This is a genomic window from Nonomuraea maheshkhaliensis, from assembly GCF_039529435.1.
Classification (GTDB): domain Bacteria; phylum Actinomycetota; class Actinomycetes; order Streptosporangiales; family Streptosporangiaceae; genus Nonomuraea; species Nonomuraea maheshkhaliensis.
Window position 1 is genome coordinate 103,135 of sequence record NZ_BAAAMU010000023.1, and the last position, 18,078, is coordinate 121,212.

General features: G+C 72.8%; 17 protein-coding genes. 5 read left to right on the plus strand and 12 right to left on the minus strand.

Annotation, left to right across the window (positions count from 1 at the left end; all coding sequences use genetic code 11):
* Positions 1-42: 42 nt before the first annotated feature.
* Positions 43-3,045, plus strand: coding sequence for an AfsR/SARP family transcriptional regulator (locus ABFX54_RS18160; RefSeq protein ID WP_346106224.1), 3,003 nt, complete (start codon positions 43-45; stop codon positions 3,043-3,045).
* A 60-nt stretch (positions 3,046-3,105) separates the two neighbouring features.
* Here ABFX54_RS18160 and ABFX54_RS18165 read toward each other — a convergent pair whose 3' ends face one another.
* The 6 genes from ABFX54_RS18165 to ABFX54_RS18190 all read right to left on the minus strand — a co-directional run bounded on the left by ABFX54_RS18165 (position 3,106) and on the right by ABFX54_RS18190 (position 8,104).
* Positions 3,106-4,101, minus strand: coding sequence for a hypothetical protein (locus ABFX54_RS18165; RefSeq protein WP_346106226.1), 996 nt, complete (start codon positions 4,099-4,101; stop codon positions 3,106-3,108).
* Positions 4,098-5,495 carry a phenylacetate--CoA ligase family protein gene (locus ABFX54_RS18170; protein WP_346106228.1) on the minus strand — a complete coding sequence of 466 codons (1,398 nt, stop codon included), beginning with the start codon at positions 5,493-5,495 and terminating at the stop codon, positions 4,098-4,100. The genes ABFX54_RS18165 and ABFX54_RS18170 overlap by 4 nt, the downstream gene beginning before the upstream one ends.
* Positions 5,496-5,562: 67 nt before the next feature.
* The gene (locus tag ABFX54_RS18175) at positions 5,563-5,688 is read right to left on the minus strand and encodes a hypothetical protein (protein ID WP_346106229.1); all 126 of its coding nucleotides are present in this window, start codon (positions 5,686-5,688) and stop codon (positions 5,563-5,565) included.
* 44 nt (positions 5,689-5,732) lie between these two features.
* Positions 5,733-6,512: a hypothetical protein gene (locus ABFX54_RS18180; RefSeq protein WP_346106230.1), complete on the minus strand. Its 780-nt coding sequence runs from the start codon at positions 6,510-6,512 to the stop codon at positions 5,733-5,735.
* 123 nt (positions 6,513-6,635) lie between these two features.
* Complete coding sequence (locus tag ABFX54_RS18185) at positions 6,636-7,115, minus strand: hypothetical protein (RefSeq protein WP_346106232.1); 480 nt, start codon at positions 7,113-7,115, stop codon at positions 6,636-6,638.
* A 74-nt stretch (positions 7,116-7,189) separates the two neighbouring features.
* Entirely contained in the window at positions 7,190-8,104 is a 915-nt protein-coding gene (locus tag ABFX54_RS18190) for an NmrA/HSCARG family protein (protein ID WP_346106233.1), read from the minus strand.
* A gap of 61 nt (positions 8,105-8,165) precedes the next feature.
* Here ABFX54_RS18190 and ABFX54_RS18195 point away from each other — a divergent pair, with 61 nt between their 5' ends.
* Positions 8,166-8,837 (plus strand): TetR/AcrR family transcriptional regulator, encoded by a 672-nt coding sequence (locus tag ABFX54_RS18195; RefSeq protein ID WP_346106235.1) that lies wholly within the window; start codon positions 8,166-8,168, stop codon positions 8,835-8,837.
* Between the two features lie 177 nt (positions 8,838-9,014).
* On the opposite strand, the gene ABFX54_RS18200 is transcribed toward ABFX54_RS18195, so the two are convergent.
* Complete coding sequence (locus tag ABFX54_RS18200; RefSeq protein ID WP_346106237.1) at positions 9,015-9,749, minus strand: SDR family oxidoreductase; 735 nt, start codon at positions 9,747-9,749, stop codon at positions 9,015-9,017.
* Positions 9,750-9,860: 111 nt separating this feature from the next.
* Between ABFX54_RS18200 and ABFX54_RS18205 the strand changes: the two genes are divergently transcribed.
* Positions 9,861-10,511: a TetR/AcrR family transcriptional regulator gene (locus ABFX54_RS18205; protein ID WP_346106239.1), complete on the plus strand. Its 651-nt coding sequence runs from the start codon at positions 9,861-9,863 to the stop codon at positions 10,509-10,511.
* A gap of 147 nt (positions 10,512-10,658) precedes the next feature.
* Complete coding sequence (locus tag ABFX54_RS18210; protein WP_346106241.1) at positions 10,659-11,525, plus strand: SDR family oxidoreductase; 867 nt, start codon at positions 10,659-10,661, stop codon at positions 11,523-11,525.
* On the opposite strand, the gene ABFX54_RS18215 is transcribed toward ABFX54_RS18210, so the two are convergent.
* The 5 genes from ABFX54_RS18215 to ABFX54_RS18235 all read right to left on the minus strand — a co-directional run bounded on the left by ABFX54_RS18215 (position 11,485) and on the right by ABFX54_RS18235 (position 17,269).
* Entirely contained in the window at positions 11,485-11,910 is a 426-nt protein-coding gene (locus ABFX54_RS18215) for a VOC family protein (protein WP_346106242.1), read from the minus strand. The genes ABFX54_RS18210 and ABFX54_RS18215 overlap by 41 nt on opposite strands.
* A gap of 52 nt (positions 11,911-11,962) precedes the next feature.
* Positions 11,963-13,582, minus strand: coding sequence for a serine/threonine-protein kinase (locus ABFX54_RS18220; protein ID WP_346106244.1), 1,620 nt, complete (start codon positions 13,580-13,582; stop codon positions 11,963-11,965).
* Positions 13,579-15,291 (minus strand): serine/threonine protein kinase, encoded by a 1,713-nt coding sequence (locus ABFX54_RS18225; protein ID WP_346106246.1) that lies wholly within the window; start codon positions 15,289-15,291, stop codon positions 13,579-13,581. Before ABFX54_RS18225 ends, ABFX54_RS18220 begins: the two co-directional genes overlap by 4 nt.
* A 110-nt stretch (positions 15,292-15,401) precedes the next feature.
* On the minus strand, positions 15,402-16,616 hold the full coding sequence (locus ABFX54_RS18230) for a sensor histidine kinase (RefSeq protein ID WP_346106248.1): 1,215 nt from the start codon (positions 16,614-16,616) through the stop codon (positions 15,402-15,404).
* Positions 16,613-17,269, minus strand: a complete 657-nt coding sequence (locus tag ABFX54_RS18235) for a response regulator transcription factor (protein WP_346106250.1) — start codon at positions 17,267-17,269, stop codon at positions 16,613-16,615. Before ABFX54_RS18235 ends, ABFX54_RS18230 begins: the two co-directional genes overlap by 4 nt.
* 173 nt (positions 17,270-17,442) lie before the next feature.
* Here ABFX54_RS18235 and ABFX54_RS18240 point away from each other — a divergent pair, with 173 nt between their 5' ends.
* Positions 17,443-17,973, plus strand: a complete 531-nt coding sequence (locus ABFX54_RS18240; RefSeq protein ID WP_346106251.1) for a hypothetical protein — start codon at positions 17,443-17,445, stop codon at positions 17,971-17,973.
* Positions 17,974-18,078: the final 105 nt, after the last annotated feature.

Consider the following 18,078-nt stretch of genomic DNA (forward strand, 5'->3'; position numbering starts at 1 on the left):
CGGATAAGGTGATCTACCGGAAGCATCGGGAGGGCTGCCACCATGGAGTTCGCCGTTCTGGGGCCTCTGCGCGTGCACGGACCCGACGGGCCCGTGCACCTCAGCGCCAAGCAGCGGGCCGTACTGGCCACCCTGCTCATGCATCCGCGCGTCGTGGTCTCCACCGAGCGCCTGATCGCCGCCGTCTGGGACGACCCGCCCAGGTCCGCCGTCGCCAACCTGCAGACCTACCTCTCCCAGCTCCGCCACGCCCTGCGCGGCACCTCGCTGCGCCTGCGCACCGAGTCCTCCGGGTACGTCTGCGAACTGCCGCCCGGCCAGCTCGACCTGCTGGCGTTCGAGGAGGCGGTACGCCGCGCCAGAAAGGCCAGGGAGACGGGGGAGCGGCAGGCCGCCGAGCGCGCCTACGGCGAGGCGGTGGCGCTGTGGCAGGGCGGCCCGGCCGAGGACGCCAGGCTCGGCGGCGTGATGGCCGCCAGGATCGCCGAGCTGGAGGAGCAGCTCGTCCTGGCCAGGTCCGAGTGGATCGACGTCCGCCTCGAACTCGGGCGCGACGACCTCGTGGCCGAGCTGCGTACCGTGGTCGCCGCCCATCCGTTGCGCGAGCGGTCGTGGGCGCAGCTCATGCTCGCCCTGCACCGCAGCGGCCGGCGCAGCGAGGCGCTCGACGCCTTCCGCGAGGCCCGCACGCTGCTCGCCGGCGAGCTCGGCATCGAGCCGGGCCCCGAGCTGACCGAGTTGCACGCCGCGCTGCTGGCCGGAGATCCGGCGCTGAGCGTACGCCCAGGCGCGGCCGCGTTCCTGGGGCCGTCGTGCCAGTTGCCCGCCGACACCTCCGACTTCGTCGGCAGGCGGGCCGAGCTGGAGGTGCTGCTGACGGCGGCGCGGGCGCGGCGGGACCGCGGCTCGCCGCCGATCGTCGTCGTCTCCGGCCTGCCCGGCGTCGGCAAGACGACGCTGACCGTGCACGCCGCCCACCGGTTACGCGCCGACTACCCCGACGGGCAGGTCTTCCTGCGGCTCGGCCGCGACGCCGCCGGGCCGCGCCGCCCCGCCGACCTGCTCAGCGAGCTGCTGCGCTCGCTCGGCGTGGACGGTACGCTCATCCCCGAGCACCTGGAGGAACGGGCCAGGCTGCTGCGCCAGCGGGTGGCCGACCTGGCGGTGCTCATCGTGCTCGACGACGCCCAGGACGAGACCCAGGTCCGCCACCTGCTGCCCGGCACGGCCCGCTGCTGCGTGCTGGTCACCTCCAGATCGCGCCTGCCCGTGCTGGAAGGCGCCACCCGGCTGCCGCTGGACCTGCCGGGCGAGGACGACGCCAGGCAACTGCTCGAACGCATCGCCGGCGGCACCGGCTTCGCGGCCCGCTGGCGCCAGGCGGCGCCCCGGGGGGCGGCCGCCGGAACCGCCGAGCTGGACATCCTGCGCGCCTGCGGCATGCTGCCGCTGGCGATCAGGGTGGCGGGGGCGCGGCTGGCCATCCGCCCCGCCTGGCCGGTCCGCGAGTTCGCCGGCCGGCTCGCCGACCGGCGGCTGGACGAGCTGGTCGTGGGCGGGCCCGACGTCCGCGGCACGTTCGGCGGCAGCTACGCCGCCCTGCCCGAGCCGGCCAGGCGGGCGTTCCGGCTGATCGGGCTGGCGGACCTGGGCAGCATCGCCGAATGGTCGGCCGCCGCGCTGCTCGGCCGCTCCGCGCTGGAGGCCGACGTGGCGCTGGAGACCCTGGTCGCCGCGGGCATGCTCGACTCCAGGGAGATCGACGAGGCCGGGCAGCCGCGTTACCGCCTGCACGACCTGCTGCGCGTCTACGCCGAGGAGCGCGCCCTGGCCGAGGACAGTCCCGAGGAGCAGCGGGCCGCGCTGGGACGTCACGTGCTGGAGTGCCTGCGCCGGATCAGGGCGGCCACCAGCGACCTGCCCATCCCGACCGCGCCGCCGTACCCGCTGGAGGAGGCGGGGCAGGCCGGGCCGCCGGTGGAGGGGGCGGGCATCGGCTGGCTGGCGGCCGAGCGCAGGACGCTCGTCCACAGCGTCTCGGCCGCGATCGAGCTGGGGCTGGTCGCGGAGGCGGCCGAGCTGGCGCACCACCTGTCGGCGTACCTGAGCCTGGAAGGTTTCCTCGACGACGTCGAGCGCACGCAGCGGGCCGTGATCGCGGCCGCCCGCGACGAGCGCACCGCGCTGCGGGCGGAGCTGCTGCTGGCCGGGGTGCCGCTGTCGCGTGGCGCCTTCGGCGCGGCCGGGGCTCACTTCAGCCGGCTGTACGACGGCTTCGAGCGGATCGGGGACCGGCACGGGGCGGCGTACGCGCTGATCAACCGGGCGGCCTGCCACCACGGCGCCGGGCTCCTGCACGAAGCGCTCGACGACGCCCACCGCGCGATCCGGCTGCTGGAGGAGCTGGGCGACGCCGGTGGGCTGGACTACGCCTGGACCTGGCCGATCTGGATCCACATGGAGCGGGGACAGTACGCGGAGGCCAGGCGGCTCTGCCAGGACCGGCTGGCCGTGGCCGGCGACGACAGGCGGGTGCGCGGCGACCTGCTGCGGGCGCTGGGCACGGCCTGCTACCTGAGCGGCGAGGCGGCCGAGGCGGTCCGCTACTACCGGGAGAGCCTGCTCATCAGCGAGGTCATCGGGCACCGGGTGGCGACCGGCAAGGTGCTGCGCCGGCTGGGCGAGGCGCTGGGGGCGCTCGGGCGCTTCGACGAGGCCGTGGACGCGCTCGACGGGGCCCGCTCGCTCTTCCGCGAGAGCGGGGACGGGCTGGGGGAGGCGCTGGCCACGTACGCGCTGGGGGAGGTGCGGCTGCGCCAGGGGCGGGCTGAGGAGGCAGTCGTGCTGCTGGGCGGTGCGCACGAGCGGCTCGGGCCCGACGGGCCGCCCGTGTGGCGGGCCCGGGTGCTCAGGGAGCTCGGCCGGGCGCACGCGGGGTTGGGGGAACGCGAACGGGCGGAGGCGGTGTGGCGGGAGGCGCTGCGGCTGTTCGAACACGGCCCTGAGGCCGTCCAGGTGAGCGCCTACCTCGCCGGCCCCGCGTGAGGCGTACGGGCACGGCTGGAAGGGCTCGCTCGGTCGGCTGCGGGAACGTGATCACGCGGCTCATTCCGCCGGTTGCAGGAAGGTGACCACGGGCACTGACTCGGCTCCCGACTGCCTGGCCGCCCGCCGCGCCGAGCCCGGCGTCGGCCCTTCGCCCACGACGCCGCCGTCCGCCAGCGCCACCCACCGTCCCCGCTCCTGGCCCTGCGCCGCGCCGGCCGGCACCGCCTCGGGAACGAACTCCAGCGCCCGCTCCACCTCGGGCCGGCTCGGCACGGGCACGGGACGCGAGCGCCAGTACAGCCACTGGACCACGATCAGCGGCCCCAGCGTGGTCAGCAGCGGCACCGCGCCGCCCCCGCCGAGGAAGGCCGCCACCACGACCGCCAGCAGCGCCGCGTCCACGCCGGCCGCCGTCCATCCCGCGATCCGCCCGTAACTCCGGTACGCCACCAGCGGCCACAACGTGAGCATGAGACAGTCGCCGAGCCCGACCAGCGACGGCTCGGGAGCGCCCCGCGTGGCCAGCACCGGCGCGAACGGCAGCCCGTCCAGGCGGGCCACGAAGTCCAAAGTCAGCGAGGTGAGCCCGGTGGCCAGCGTGTCGTACAGGGTCAGCGCGGCGGCCAGCGCCGCCACCTGGGCGGGGGAGATGGCCGTCTGCACCCACAGGTTGACCGCGCCCACCACCAGCAGGATGACCGCCACGTCGTTCAGCACCAGGACGACGCCGCTCCACCCGGCGAAGTACGCCGCCACGTCCCCGCCGCACAGCACCAGGGCGGCGAACCCCGCCACCCGCCCGCCCAGCACCGGCGCCAGCGTCAGCTGCGTGAACGTGAACACCACCACCCCGAACACCGACACCACGATCGCGACCGGCACGTGCAGGTACGCGAACGGCATGGCCACCAGCGCGACGACCATGACGGCGATGTCCGCGCGGACGAACCGGCCCACCGGCGGGCGCGGGATCGTGTAACGGGACAGGAACCAGGCGGACAGCGCGACCGTCAGCGCGATGAGCGTGTGCAGGCCCAGGACGTGCGAGATCACCGGACTCCAAGCGGTACGGGGGCGGCGTGCTCGAAGCTGTGCTCGATCAGGTCCGCCCGGACCTGGCAGGGGATGGGCAGGTCGCCGGGGGTCTCGACCAGGACGATGCCCTTGATCGGCAGCCCCTCGGCCCGCTCCTCCAACCGGCTGAGCAGGGTCGGGTCGTCCTTGCCCGACACCACGTAGAGGATGTCGTCCTCGACCGCGTACCTCGTCGGCAGCGGCAGCGCCCGCTCCGCCTGGAGCACGTCGAGGACGTCGCGGGTGGTCAGGCCGCTCGTCCCGGTGAGGCGGCCGAGGACGCGGGAGGTCGCGGGGATCGCCGCCATCGCGCAGGTCACGGGCGCGGACTCCGGCAGCGTTCTGACCAGGTCGCCGGTGACGTACCGGAGCAGGAGGGTGGTGTCGCGGAAGGAGGAGTAGGGGGTGATGACGAGGACGCCGGTCGTGTCCGGCGCGGCCGGCTCCAGCGTGACCGGGTCCAGCACCTCCACCTGGCCCTGATCGGCCGGCAGATGCAGGTGCCCGTCGTCGCACACCTGGCCGGTGACCGGGGCGATCTCCGTCATCGAGTAGCCGTCGAAGACCTTGGCGCCCAGCACCTCCTCGGCCCGCACCCGCAGCGCGTCGGTCAGCACCTCGCCGCCCGACCACACCTCGATCAGGCCGAAGTCGCGCGGGCTCCAGCCGCCCCGCTCGGCCTCCTGGACGAGCGCCGCCAGATAGGAGGCGGTCACGTTGACGTGGCTGATCAGCGGACGCTTGCCGGGCACGTGCAGCGGTGTGGCCAGCCGGTCGAGCGCGGCGCGAGGATCGATCATGCCGAGGTGCACGAACCCGGCGCCCGTCATGGGCACCGCCCGCTCGGCGACCACCTGGGCGATCGACCGCGAGCTGATGGCGTTGGCCCACAGATGTTCCTCGCGGACGCCGCCGGTCAGCATGAGCGCCAGGGCCGCCATCGAGGACATCAGCTCGACCTCGTACGCGGAGAACCAGACGAGCGTGGGGCTGCCCGTGGTCCCGGTGGTGTGGGCCAGCACGGCGGGGCGGGCCCGGTCCGACACGAAGGCGGCCGGCATGCCGCGCAGCGCCTGCTTGGGCGTCGGGGGAAGATCGGTCAGGGTCATGCCCGGCTCGCCGATGCGGCGGTAGTAGGGGACCTCCGCCAGGGCGTGCTTCATCGTACGGCGCAGGCGCCGCTTCGTGAGATCCTCCTGGATCTCCGGATCGGCGGCGGCCAGCATGTCGTCGGAGCCCTCACCGGGCGACCCGAACGCCTCCATGGTGGCCCGCGTGTCGTCCACCAGCGCGCGCACGTCCCGGATCCGGAACCGCCGGCCGGACATCATCGTCCACGCGTAGCCCAGTTGCCGCATCGCTGTGCCGAACACGCCTCACCTTCCTCCGCCTGTTCCCCCCGGGGCTGATCCCCCGGGGGGCGTGAACCTGCCCGGCGGGTCAGCCGATGTGCACGAACACCGCGGTGGACAGGGCGCTGACGGCGTACTTGGCGTAACGGCGAGCGGTCTTGATCATGGGACTCTCCCTCTCGTTCCGTGGACGGGGCTCGACGCCCCCTCTCACGGAGCAACGATCAGTTCAGGCCCTACAAAGTGACTACAGACCGGCTACAGGGGTCTCTTCGGCCCGCGACGGCGGAGACCGGCGAGCGCGGCCCCCGTGATCACGAGCCCCGCCACCACCACCATCCGCCCATCCGGCCCGGCCTCCCCACCCGCCCCCGTGGCCACCCCGCCGGTGGGGGTTTCGGCAGAGGTTTTCGTGGGGGTTTCGGAGGGGGTTTCCGCAGGGTCCGTGGTCTCGGTGTCGGTGGCGTCGGGGCTGGGGCTCTCGCTCGGGGACTGGCCCGCCCCGACGACGGTGAGGGGATGCTCCCTCAGGGATTCCTTGTCCTTCACCTCGCACTCGATCACCGGGCCCTGAGGGCGGGGGCCGAAGTTGATGGCGGCCGCGTGCACCGTGCCGCTGTCGGCCTTTCCCGGCGTCGTCCTCAGCTCAGCCGTCGAGGGGAGCACGATGGGCTCGCCAGGATCGATGGTGTCCAGCGGCGCGACTCCCGTGGCCGACGTCAGACCGTCGATACCGCTGATGCCCGCGTAGACGTACATGTTGACCTGGCCCTCCAGGCCCGTGGCGGGGGCGAGCAGCTGGGAGCCCGCGGCGTAGGCGCCGGTCCAGCCGATGGTCATCTGCACGCCCACCGTGGCCTGTGCCGGCACCGTCAACCCGACGTCGATGCTGATGGACTGCTTTTCCTTCGTGGGATTGGTGGTGCACTCATATTCCACGACCTCCTGGAGTTTCATCGCGGAGGCGGTCCCGTGTGCGGCGGGAGAGGCGACGCAGGACAGGATCACGGCGGCTAAGACGGCCAACTGGACACGCACGGCGGCTCCTCTGCGACGGACGGTGCACAAGGGAGACGGGGTGAACGTGCCTTCGGTTGACACGGAAGCCCGGCCGTCCCGGCCGGGCGAACCGCGTGTGGGCGAGCAGGTACAGGGCGTGCGTCAACATACGTCGATGTAGTAGACCGGATCCCAGTCCACGCGCACGATCTTGCCCGCGTCGATGGTCCGCAGCGGTTTCTTGTTCTTGTCCATCAGGACGACCTTCGCATCGTTGACCTGGTGGTTCGCCACGGCCCCGTCGCCGATGAAGTTGGACACCCAGCGATCGTCCGGCTTGCAGTAGGTCACCTCGAAGACGGTGTGCTCGCCGTCGCCCTCCCCGGCGGCGAGGCAGGCGTACTCGCTGTCGCAGTTGTGCAGCATGGTGTCTCTGAGCAGCGTGGACGCGTCGGGGGTCACGGTCTCGTGCGGGCCGAAGAACTGCATCCACGGCTCCCACGCGGCCGCGCTCGCCCGCCCCTGGGCTTTCGACTCCTCCGCCTGCGCCGCCGGCGCGCCCGACGACAGCGCCGTGACGAGCGCGAGAACGACCGCAGAGGCCGACGCGACTCCGGGCCGTGGCTTCAAGAAGCTCCGCATGATCGGATCCTTTCTCAGCGTTCGGACAGGATCAGTCAAACAACGACCCGACTCAGATCGGCTTCCGCTCGGCTTCACCCAGCGCGTTCGGCGGTGTCCTGGGCGGCCAGGAAGGCGGAGATCTGGGCCGCTCCCGTCCGCCGCAGCCAGGTGTCGAGGTTCGTCAGGCCCGGGTGCAGGGCGCGGGCGAAGGCGACATCGGCGCGGTAGCCGCGTTCGTTCAGCCAGGTGTAGGCGTAGGCGAAGTCCTCCCCAATCCGCGCGATCTCCTCGATCGGGATCCGTACGTACGGCAGCGGCCGGCCGATCGCCGCCGAGATGGCGGCGGCGGTCCGGCGTGGGGTCAGTTCATCCCCGGCCAGGTCGACCGCGCGGCCGATCCACTCGCCCGGCCGGTCGAAGGCCAGCGCGGCGAAGACGCCGACGTCGTCGACGGCCATGATCTGCTGCGGTACGTCGGGGTCGAACGCGGTGGCCAGGGCGCCGTCGCGCAGGTAGTAGCCGCCGGTGTAGTTCTCCATGAACGAGACCGGGCGCAGGAAGGTCGCGGGCAGGCCCAGCCGGGTGATGTGCTGTTCGATCCGCCACTTGTTGACCGTGTTGACCGGCAGCTTCTCGGTGTCGTGGCGGCCCGCGCCGGCGAGCGAGGCGTAGACCAGGTGCCGCACGCCGGCCGCGTGCGCCGCGTCGGCGACGTTGCGGCCCCAGCGGACCTCGTCCTCGGCCGAGAAGCCCGCGGGCGTGCCCGGTGAGCCGACGGTGGGCTGCACGCTGAACAGGCCGTAGGCCCCTTCGGCGGCGGTGACGAGCGAGGCGAGGTCGTCCATCTCGGCCCGGACGAGTTCGGCGCCCGCCTGGGCCAGCGCGCGGGCCGCCGGGGCGTCCGGATCGCGCGTCACCGCCCGTACCCGCCGGCCGCCCGCGAGCAGGTGTGCTGTCACGACCCGGCCCTGCAGGCCGGTCGCTCCCACCACCACGATGGTTTTCACGAAATGTCTCCAGAAGGTAGGCATGCGGTGGCCAACCCCTAAGTGGGGTGGCCCCCCGGTTATGGGTGAGTACGATATGGAGGGCCACCCCGTTTATGCAAGCCCGCCGGAGAACGACATGCCGCCCGACAGCCGTACGACCGCCTCCGCGCGGCCGATGCGCGCCGACGCCCGCCGCAACTACGACCGCATCGTGGCAGCCGCCGCCGAGGCCGTCGCCGAGCAGGGGGCCGAGGCGTCCCTGGAGGAGTTCGCCCGGCGGGCCGGCGTCGGCTCGGCCACGCTGCACCGCCACTTCCCGTCCCGGCAGCGGCTGCTGGAGGCCGTCTTCCGCGACAAGGTCGAGGCCCTGTGCGCCACCGCGGAAGACCTGGCCGCCGGCTCCGACGATCCCGGGCAGGCACTGGCGATCTGGCTGGGAGCCGTCGCCAGGCACGTCGTGGCCAACCGGGGCCTGGCCGCCTCGCTGATGCGCGGAGCCCACGACGGCGACCCTGCCTGGGGCGCCACCTGCCACACGATGATCACCGACGCCGGAGCGGACCTGCTGGCCCGCGCCCGCCGGGCGAACGCCGCCCGGCCCGACGTCTCGATCATGGACCTGCTCACCCTGGTCAACGCCATCTGCCTGGCCGTCGAGCATGAACCCGACGGCGCGGCCCAGGCTGACCGCCTGCTCACCCTCGCGCTCACCGGAATACGCCCTGCGGGCCCCGGCGTGGCGAACCGGTGACCACGCGGGCGGCCGACGTCGCGCACGTAACGGCGCCCGGCCCTGTGCGGGCTCAGCGGCCGTTTTCCTGGAGGCCCCCAGCCACGTGCGGAGGGTGGCGGTGCCGTCGGCTGTGCCGTAAAGGATGAGGGTGGGTGAAGAGAAGACGGCGGAGATCGCCGTGACCGCGCAAGCCGCTCAGACCTGGCCGATCCCACCGTCCACGGGAAGATCGATTCCGGTGACGAAGCTCGAGTCCGCGGAGGCGAGGAAGAGCGCCGCGGTGGCGATCTCGTGCACGTCGCCGAGGCGGCCGACGGGCACCTGCGCGGCGATCTGCTCCTTGAACCCCGGTGGCAGGTCCGCGAACGCGGGGGTGTCGATCGCGGCCGGGCTGAGGACGTTGACCCGAATCCCGCGCGCCTTCAGGTCGGTGGTCCAGGTCCGGGCGAACGAGCGCAGCGCCGCCTTGCTCGCGGCGTAGACCGTCGTGCCCGGATCGCCCTTGTCCGCGGCGCCCGACCCGACGAGCACGATCGAGGCGCCGTCGGACAGCAGTGGCAGCAATTTCTGCACGGTGAAGAACGTCCCGCGCACGTTCACGCCGAACACGGCGTCGAACGACTCCTCGGTCACGTCGCCGATGGGCTCGTTCCACGTCCAGGCGCCGGCGCTGGCGACCAGCACGTCCACCCGGCCCCTTTCGGCCGCCACCACTTCGGCCAGGCGCGTCACGTCGGAGATCCGGCCGACGTCCCCGAGCACCCCCGTCACGTCGCGGCCGATGGCGGCCACCGCCGCGTCCAGCCGGTCCTGGTGCCGGCCGGTGATGACCACGTGCGCGCCCTCCGCCACGAACGCCTTCGCCGTCGCCAGCGCCAGTCCGGAGGTCGCGCCGGTGATCACCGCGACCTTCCCGTCGAGCTTCGCCATGTCTCTCCCTCTGCGCCAAAAATGAGAGGTCTCTCATCTTTGACGGCCACTGTAGCGAAGATGAGAGCACCCTCAAAGTTGAGACATGTCGCACATTGCTACGGTGGCTTCATGCCTTCCAGGGGAAACCCGCCGCCCGCCCGCCGCGACGCCCGCCGGAACCGCGAGCGGCTGCTCGAATGCGCCCGGAGCGCGTTCGCCGACCAGGGTGCGCAGGCCGCACTCGATGGCATCGCCCGGGAGGCGGGCCTGGTGGTCGGCACCCTCTACCGGCACTTCCCGACCCGCCTCGACCTCCTGTGCGCCGTCCTTGAGCCGAAGCTGCGCCACGTGATCGCCGAGGTGGAGGCCGCGTCCGGGCTGGAGGATCCATGGGAGGCGTTCCGCGGTCTGCTCGAAACCCTGTGCGCGGCCCAGGCCGGGGACCGGGCGTTCGGCGACTTCCTGGCCCGGCGCTTCCCCGGCGACGACCGCACCGACGCTGTGCACGGTGAGATCTGCGCGCTCGCGCAACAGGTGCTGGAACGCGCGCAGGCGTCCGGCGCCGTCCGTCCGGACGTCACCGGCGCCGACCTGTTCCTGATGCTCTGGGCGAGCAGCAGAGTCGCCGAGGCCACCCGGGAGGTGGCCCCGTCGATGTGGCAACGGCACGTCTACGTGGCCTTGGACGGCTTCCGGGCCGCGAACCGGCTGGACCTTCACGAGCCCGCCTGGGACGCGGAGCAGCTTCACAGCGCGATGGCCGAGCAGGCTCGCGCGTGAATCCGCCCGGTGGGCCTGGGCGATGTGTGATCACAGGCTCCGTCTCACCGCCGGTCACGACCTCGGGTCGCTCTGGTTCGAGGCCCGCGCCGCGTGAGCTCGCCGACCGGCTGACGGCGCGCGAGACGGTCGTCGTAGGGTGCGGGTATGTCGTTCATCGTCACGACGGGGGCCACCGGTGCGCTTGGTGGCAGGATCGCCGCGCTGCTGGCCGAGGCCGGTGCCGAGCAGCGGCTGGTGTCGCGGCGGGCGGTCGGACGCGTGCCCCGGCTCGACCGTGCGACGGCCGTCGACGCGGAATACGGTGACCGGGCGGCGATGCGCCAGGCGCTCGACGGGGCCTCGACCGTGCTGTTCGTGTCCGCGTCGGAGAGCGCCGACCGTCTCGACCGGCACCGCGCCTTCGTGGACGCCGCCCGTGACGCCCAGGTGACCCACCTCGTGTACGTCTCCTTCTACGGCGCCGCCCCCGAGGCCACGTTCACGCTGGCGCGCGACCACTGGGCCACCGAGCAGTGCATTCGCGAGAGCGGGCTGGCCTTCACCTTCCTGCGCGACAACCTGTACGCCGACTTCCTGCCCGCCATGGCCGGCGACGACGGCGTGATCAGGGGGCCGGCGGGGCGCGGGCGGGTGGCGGCCGTGGCCCAGGACGACATCGCACGCGCGGCGGCCGGCGTGCTGCTGCGGCCGGGCCCGCACGAAGGGGCGACGTACGAGCTCACCGGCCCCGAGGCGCTGACGCTGGAGGAGGTGGCCGCCACCATGACCGAGGTGACCGGGCGGGAGGTCGCCTATCACGAGGAGACGGTGGCGGAGGCGTACGAGTCGCGCCGCGTCTACGGCGCGCCGGCGTGGCAGGTCGACGCCTGGGTGTCGACCTACCTGGCGATCGCGGCCGGCGAGCTCGAAGGGGTCACCGGCGCGATCCCCCTCCTCACCGGCGAGCCGGCCACGACCTTCGCCGACCTGCTCAGACGGCGAACACCTGAGAGTCGTCCGCGAACGCCTTGAACTCCAGCGCGTTGCCGGCCGGATCCAGCAGGAACATCGTCCACTGCTCGCCCGGCAGCCCCTCGAAACGCAGGTACGGCTCGATCACGAACGCGATGCCCGCCTCCCGGAACCGGCCGGCCAGCTGGTGGAACTCCGGAATCGTGAGGATCAACCCGAAATGCGGCACGGGGACGTCGTGGCCGTCCACCGGGTTGTGCGCCCGGTGCGCCCGCGACGGCGCCAGGTGGGTGACGAACTGGTGCCCGCGCAGGTTCCAGTCGATCCAGGTGTCCGAGCTGCGGCCCTGGGCGCAACCGATCAGATCGCCGTAGAAGTGACGGGCGGCGCCGAGGTCGTCCACGGGGACGGCGAGGTGGAACCGGGGCAGTACGGGCGTGGTCATCAGGGGGTCTCCTTTCCGCGATGATCACTAGGTACCCGCCGCCGCCCGAAGCTCACCAGCCCTCGTCGAGGCCGCAGATGTTCACCGTGACGCTCTTCTGGCTGCGGGCCGGAGTGATCACCTCGAAGACCACGCGGTACGTGCCCTCCCCCTTCCATGTGATGGACGGCAGCAGCGGCCGCGACCCGGGCGTGCCCGACTGCCTGCCCTGGTTCTGCCCGTTGACCAGCCAGCGGTAGCTGTAGGTGCCGGTGGCCGAGACCTTGGCCCAGATGTTCATGTCATAACGCCAGCAGTCGCCCACCCTGATGCCCTCGTAGGTGAACGTCACCGACTTGACGCCGCCGGCGGTGGACGGCTCGGCGGTGGTGGGCTTCACGGTGGTGGGCTTCACGCTCGGCTGCGCCGTGGCGGTCCTCCTCGTGCGGACGGGCGTGGGGGCGGGCGTGTCGCGGGGGGTCTGCGTGCTCTTCGGGGTCCGGGTCGGGGTCTTGGTAGGCCTCAGGGTTCTGGCCGACTGCTTGGCCCTGCTCGTCGTACGGGTCGAGGCGGCGGTGGAGGCCGGGCCGGTGATGGCGGCCGTCGTGCCGGGGCCGCCCCCGCGCCAGCCGGGCCACCACACCCACGCGGCGGCCACGCCGGCCGTCACGACGACCGCCGTGCCGCCGGCCAGGAGCGCGAGCACGAGACCGTTGCGGGACGACGTGCGCATGGGACCGGTCGTCTCGTGCGCGAAGGCCCTGCCATGGACGGCCCCGCCGACCGCCCCGGCCCCGTGGACCAGACCGGGCCCACCTCCGGCCACAGGCCCGCCTCCAGCTCCGGGCCCGCCGACCGCCCCGGGCCCGCCGGTCGTGCCAGGGAAGGGCGGTCGCGAGGGGAAGGGGGCCGGGCGGGGTGGGTGGGGTGGGCGCGCGGGGGACGCGCCGATGAGCTGGAAGAGGACGTCCTGCATGGCCGGGCGGGCCGCGGGATCCTTGGCCAGGCAGGCGTGCACGATCGAGCGCAGGGGCTCGGGCACGCCGTCCAGCCGCGGCTCCTCGTACTGGATCCTCCTGAGCACCGCGGGCAGCGAGTCGTTGCCGAACGGCGGCGCGCCGGTGGCCGCGTACACCATCACCGACCCCCACGCGAACACGTCCACGGCCGGTCCGGCGGGCGCGCCGAGGAACTGTTCGGGAGCCATGTACGCGGGCGTCCCCACGATGCTGCTGGTACGGGTCACCGCGTCGTCCATGGCGCGGGCGATGCCGAAGTCGATGACGCGCGCCCCGTCGCGGCCGAGCAGCACGTTCGCCGGCTTGAAGTCACGGTGCACGACCCCGGCCCGGTGGATGGCGGCCAGCGCGGTGGCGGTGGCGACGGCCAGGCGTTGCAGGTCCGCCCCCGTGTGCGGGCCGGCCTGCTGCAGCGAGGGCCCCTCGACGTACTCGGTCACGATGTACGGCCGCCCGCCCAGCGACGCGTCCAGCACCTGCGCGATGCAGAACGGCTCCACCCGCCGCGCGGCGGCGATCTCCTTGGCGAAGCGGCCGTCGCCGATCACGCCCTCACGCAGCACCTTGATCGCGACGCGCGTGCCGTCGGGGGCGGAGCCCAGGTAGACGATGCCCTGGCCGCCCTCGCCGAGTTGCCCGACGATCCGGTAGGGGCCGATGGCCTCGGGCGTCATTGGTAGTCGTCCAGGGAGCAGACGTCGATCGTGATGCTCTTGCGGGTGGTGGCGGGCGCGGTGACGTTCAGGGCGATGGTGTGGCGGCCGGCGTTCAGCATGTACTGCCCGGACGTCACGAACGCCGTGTACTCGCCCTCCGACACCCAGGACCTGTTGTTCACGCGGACCTGGCCGTCGATGGTCCACTTGTACGAGACCCAGATGCCCGGCCTGCTCGACTCCACCTGGGTCTGGAAGTGCACCGGGGGCATGTAGCAGCCGCTCGCGTCCGACTGGCCGGGGCCGCCGAACATGTCGATCTGCAGGATGCTGATCCTGGCGCCGGTGGCGGGCTTCCTGGTGGTCCTGGTCGGGGCGGGGGTGGGGCGGGCGCTCGTGCGCGCCGGCGTACTTGTCCGGGTGGGGGTGGCGGTGGGCTTCCGGGTGGGTTTCTGGGTCTTGGGGGCGGTGGTACGGGGCTTGGAGGTGGTCTTGGTGGGCTTATGACCGGGTTCCGGCGTCCTGTCCGCCGGGTCGTCCTCGTCGGCGTCCGGGCCGGTGTCTTGATCGGTGTCCTGGCTGGTGCCCGGGGTGGGGGAGCCCGCGGAGAGGAACGCCGTGCCCTTCCAGCCCGACCAGGGGGCGGCCCAGACGACGCCGGCGATGAGCGCCGCCACCATGAACCCGGCCACCCCGGCGGCCACGGCCACCAGCACCGACCCCCGCCGCTTCCCCCGATACTCGGCCCCGCTCCCCGGCGCCTGCCCAGGCCCAGGTCCTGGCCCGAAGCCAGGCCCGTGACCAGGACCTTGCCTCGCGCCTGATGGCCCCGCGCCCGGTGGCATCGCCCCCGGTGCCCCTGGCATGGGAGTGCCCTGGGCCCAGCCGCCCGGCCCCGGCCCCGACGCCGCCCCCGCTGCGGGCTGCGGCGCAGGGCCGGGGTTCTGGCCGCTGAGCAGGCGCAGGATCACGTCCCGCATCGTCGGCCGCCGCCCCGGATCCTTGGCCAGGCAGTCGTACACGATCGCACGCAACCCGTGCGGCAGCTCGCCCAGCTGGGGCTCGTTGTTCAGGATCCGGTTGATGATCGCGGGCATCGTGTCCTGCCCGAACGGCGGCGCGCCCGTCCCCGCCCACACCATCACCGACGCCCACGCGAAGACGTCCGCCGCCGGACTCAGCGGCTGCCCGGCGAGCTGCTCAGGAGCCATGTAGGAGAGCGTCCCCACGATCCCGCCGCCGTGCGTGACGGGGTCGTCCATGGCACGGGCGATGCCGAAGTCGATGACGCGCGGCCCGCCGGGCCCGAGCAGCACGTTCGCGGGCTTGAAGTCGCGGTGCACGACCCCGGCCTGATGGATGGCGGCCAGCGCGGTGGCCGTGGCGACCGCGAGCCGCTGCAGGTCGGCGCCGGTGTGGCGGCCCGCCTGCTGGAGCGAGGGGCCTTCGACGTACTCGGTCACGATGTACGGCTGCCGGTCGTCCGGCGAGGCGTCGAGCACCTGCGCGATGCAGAACGGCTCCACCCGCCGCGCCGCCTCGATCTCCTTGGCGAACCGCGCCCCGAACCCGGCGCCGCCCCGCAGCACCTTGACCGCGACGCGCCGGCCGTCGGGCGCCTGCCCGAGGTAGACGGTGCCCTGCCCGCCCGCCCCGAGGCGGCCGAGCAGCCGGTACGGCCCTACCGCCGGTGGGTCGTCCTCCCGCAGCGGTTCGACGTTCGCCATGAGAGAAGTGACTCCTGAGACGGGTGCGGCAGATCTTTACGTACGATAGCGACTCAAATCAGGATTTGTGGTGAAGTCACGCACCCGCCGAAGGTTCCTTCATCCAGATCTCAGTAGTCCCGCGCCCGCGGCAGCGCGGCCACCACGACCAGCCCGCCGCCCTCCCTGGGCCGCGCCCTGACATCACCGCCGTGCGCCACCGCCACCGACCGGACGATCGACAGCCCCAGCCCGGCGCTGGTCCCGGTCACCGTCCGCTCGGGCCGGTGCCGGTGAAACGGCTTGAACAGCAGCGGCACGTCGTACGGCGCCACGCTCGGCCCGGTGTTGCTCACCTCCACCTCCACCTGGAACTCCGACACGGTACGGCTGACGATCCGCACCCACCCGGTGCCGTCGTCGAGGTTGTAACGCAGCCCGTTCTCCACCAGGTTGTGCACCAGCCGTTCGAGCAGCAGCGCGTCCCCAGTGGTGAGGGCGGGGGCGGCGACCTCGTACAGGGTGACCTTGCGGTCGGCGGCCTCGTCGGCGCTCTGCGCGGCCACGTGCGTCACCACGTCCGCCAGGTCGACCGGCGAGCGGTCCGCGACGTCCTGCTCGGACCTGGCCAGCAGCAGCAGCCCGTTGATGAGCCGTTCGTGACGGGTGTTGATCTCCAGCAGGCTCTCGCCCAGCTCCTTGACGTCGGTCGTGGCCGTACGGCGGTGCATGGCCAGCTCGACCAGCGCCCGGTTCAACGTCAGCGGCGTACGCAGCTCATGGGAGGCGTTGGCCACGAACCGGCGCTGCCCGTCGAAGGAGTGGTCGAGCCGCTCCACCATGGTGTCGAACGTGTCGGCCAGGTCCTTGACCTCGTCGGCGGGGCCGCTGAGCGCGATGCGTTCGTGCAGCCCGCGCTCGGCCATGGGGGCGGCGGCGATCCGGCGCGCGGTGTCGGTGACCAGCCGCAGCGGCGCCAGCATGCGGCCCGCCACCACCCAGCCCAGCCCCACGGCCCCGCCCCCGACCGCGATCAGCGCGACGGCGCCCTGCGCGAGCAGCGAGGTGAGCGCGGCGGACTGGATCTGCGTCTCCTGCTGCCGCAGCCACTCCTTCGCCTCCTCGCCGTAGACGGTGACGCCGTCCCTGGTGAGGAAGACCTGCTTGCTCCTGCCGGGCTCGGAGGAGGCGAAGCGTTCCTCGAAGGTCCGGTCGAGCTGCTGGTTGAACAGCAGGTACGTGACCGCCAGCAGGGCCAGCCCGGCGAGGAAGAACAGCGCCCCGTACACGGCCGTGAGCCGCAGCCTGAGCGTGGGCCGCAACGAGCTCGGCCATGGAAGTCTCATGCGATCCGGTACCCGACCCCGGCCACCGTCTGCACGACCGGCGGCTCGGCGAGCTTGCGGCGCAGCTTGAGTATGGTGAGCCGGACCGCCCCGGTGAACGGGTCGGCGTTCTCGTCCCACGCCTTCTCCAGCAGCTGCTCGGCGGACACGACCGCGCCGTCCGCGCGCAGCAGCTCGGTCAGGACGGCGAACTCCTTCTTCGACAGCGGCACGAACCGCCCGTTCCTGAACACCTCCCTGCGCGCCGGGTCGAGCGTGATGCCGGCCCGCCGCAGTACGGGCGGCACGGCCGGCCGCGAGCGCCGCCCGAGCGCCAGCACCCTGGCGGCCAGCTCGGGGAAGGCGAACGGCTTGGGCAGGTAGTCGTCGGCGCCCAGGGACAGCCCGGTCACCCGGTCGTCGAGCTGGGCGGCGGCCGTGAGCATCAGTACCCGGGCGGCGCACTCGGAGGCCACCATCTCCCTGCACACCTCGTCGCCGTGCACGCGCGGCAGGTCGCGGTCCAGCACGACCACGTCATAGTCGTTGACCGCGATCCGCTCGAGCGCGGCCGCACCGTCGTGCGCCAGATCGACCGCGTGGGTCTCCTCGCGCAGCCACTCGGCGATCGCGTCGGCGAGCGTCGGCTCGTCCTCAACCACCAGCACCCGCATGGCGTCTTCAGGTCCTTTCCGTCCGCCTACGAAGCCGAGTGTGACGGAACGGATATTCGTTCCGGATAAGCCGCCGCGTTCCGGGATGAGCCGCCAGGGGGAAACGCTGAGGAAACGCCCCGGCCTATTGCATCTCCCCTCGAACGGCATTCATTCGACGGAGGAGAACTGTCATGCGAGGACGAATCCTCGGCGCCCTGGTCACGGCGCCGCTGACGCTCAGCCTGGTCCTGACGGGCTGCGGCGCGGACGGCGGGGCGGGGGCGGACGTGGCCTCGGTGAGCGGAGGCGCGACGAACCAGAGCACGGCCGGCGCCAAGCCCAGCGAGGACCCGCAGGAGAAGGCGCTCAAGTTCGCCCAGTGCATGCGCGAGAACGGCATCGACGTGCCCGACCCCGACTCCAGCGGCAGGTTCACGATGAGGTTCGACAAGAACACGCCCCAGGAGAAGGTCGAGGCGGCCCAGAACGCCTGCAAGCAGTACGCCCCGAGCGGCCAGCGCAAGGGTGGCGGAGACCCCAAGATGGCCGAGAACCTGCGCAAACTCGCCCAGTGCATGCGCGACAACGGCGTCGAGAACTACCCCGACCCCGAGGGCGGCATGATGCGCATCACCCGCGACGTCGGCGAGGACCCCGACTTCAAGTCCGCGCAGGAGAAGTGCCAGAAGGAGTCCGCCGAAGCCGGTATGGGAGGTTCCTGATGGGCCCGATGACCGACGGGACCACCCTCGACGGCACGGCGGAGCGCGCGGCCCCGCCGCCGCGCCGTCGCCGCCACCAGCCTGCCCCGGCCGCGGCGGCGACGG

Excerpts from the sequence above, each read along its gene's own strand:
- ABFX54_RS18185 (WP_346106232.1), bottom strand. The coding sequence starts at position 7,115 with ATGCGGAGCTTCTTGAAGCCACGGCCCGGAGTCGCGTCGGCCTCTGCG.
- ABFX54_RS18240 (WP_346106251.1), top strand. The coding sequence starts at position 17,443 with ATGCGAGGACGAATCCTCGGCGCCCTGGTCACGGCGCCGCTGACGCTC.
- ABFX54_RS18195 (WP_346106235.1), top strand. The coding sequence starts at position 8,166 with ATGGGTGAGTACGATATGGAGGGCCACCCCGTTTATGCAAGCCCGCCG.
- ABFX54_RS18230 (WP_346106248.1), bottom strand. The coding sequence starts at position 16,616 with ATGAGACTTCCATGGCCGAGCTCGTTGCGGCCCACGCTCAGGCTGCGG.
- ABFX54_RS18225 (WP_346106246.1), bottom strand. The coding sequence starts at position 15,291 with ATGGCGAACGTCGAACCGCTGCGGGAGGACGACCCACCGGCGGTAGGG.
- ABFX54_RS18235 (WP_346106250.1), bottom strand. The coding sequence starts at position 17,269 with ATGCGGGTGCTGGTGGTTGAGGACGAGCCGACGCTCGCCGACGCGATC.
- ABFX54_RS18160 (WP_346106224.1), top strand. The coding sequence starts at position 43 with ATGGAGTTCGCCGTTCTGGGGCCTCTGCGCGTGCACGGACCCGACGGG.
- ABFX54_RS18210 (WP_346106241.1), top strand. The coding sequence starts at position 10,659 with ATGTCGTTCATCGTCACGACGGGGGCCACCGGTGCGCTTGGTGGCAGG.
- ABFX54_RS18215 (WP_346106242.1), bottom strand. The coding sequence starts at position 11,910 with ATGACCACGCCCGTACTGCCCCGGTTCCACCTCGCCGTCCCCGTGGAC.
- ABFX54_RS18205 (WP_346106239.1), top strand. The coding sequence starts at position 9,861 with ATGCCTTCCAGGGGAAACCCGCCGCCCGCCCGCCGCGACGCCCGCCGG.
- ABFX54_RS18200 (WP_346106237.1), bottom strand. The coding sequence starts at position 9,749 with ATGGCGAAGCTCGACGGGAAGGTCGCGGTGATCACCGGCGCGACCTCC.
- ABFX54_RS18220 (WP_346106244.1), bottom strand. The coding sequence starts at position 13,582 with ATGACGCCCGAGGCCATCGGCCCCTACCGGATCGTCGGGCAACTCGGC.